The sequence below is a fragment of the Burkholderia sp. AU4i genome, assembly GCF_000466765.1.
Lineage (GTDB): Bacteria > Pseudomonadota > Gammaproteobacteria > Burkholderiales > Burkholderiaceae > Burkholderia > Burkholderia cepacia.
In genome coordinates this window covers 1-619 of sequence record NZ_ASSI01000322.1, presented here as the reverse complement: position 1 = coordinate 619, position 619 = coordinate 1, and the positions used below count along the sequence as shown (strand labels likewise).

Genomic DNA, 619 nt, shown 5'->3' with positions numbered 1-619 from the left:
GCAGCGGCCACACCCGCGCCCGTGCGCGGCGCCGCGCGTGCCGCATGCCGACGCGCCGGCGGCACGCCGTATTCGATCGTCAGACCTGTCATGCTCGACTCCTTGCAATGACGCGCCGCGGCGCGCTACGCGACCCATGCATGGCGTTGCCGGTCGATGCGCGTGAACGGCGCCGGGTCGATCCATGCGCGCGCATCGAAATCCTGTTCGAGAAAGCCCCACTCGACGAGGAAGTCCTTGAACGCGACCAGCCCGTCGATCGACGTCTGCGCGAGCCCCGTCTCCAGATGGCGGTGCACGTCCGCGCCGTACGCATAGCGCACCCATTCGTCGGACGCACGCGTTTCGCGGCCGATATAGGCCACCGTCTCCGCCGGATGACGCGCGGCCCAGTCGCCCGCGCCCACCACGACCGACAGGAAGCGGCTGACGAGATCGGGGCGCGCGTCGATCAGTGCGCGATCGACGGTCAGCGTGCGCGGCGTGCCGTTGCCGATCCGCACCAGCGGATCGGGGTGCGCGCCGAGATCGATGACCACCTGCGCGTCGATCAGGTGCACGGTTTCGAGCCCTTCGACGCCTTTCACGAACACCGCGTCGACCTCGCCGCGCACGAGCG

At 70.0% G+C, this 619-nt stretch carries 1 pseudogene; it reads right to left on the bottom strand.

The window, feature by feature from the left end:
• Positions 1 to 125 precede the first annotated feature (125 nt).
• Positions 126 to 619 (bottom strand): annotated as a pseudogene (locus L810_RS48235) (ABC transporter substrate-binding protein); the annotation flags it as partial.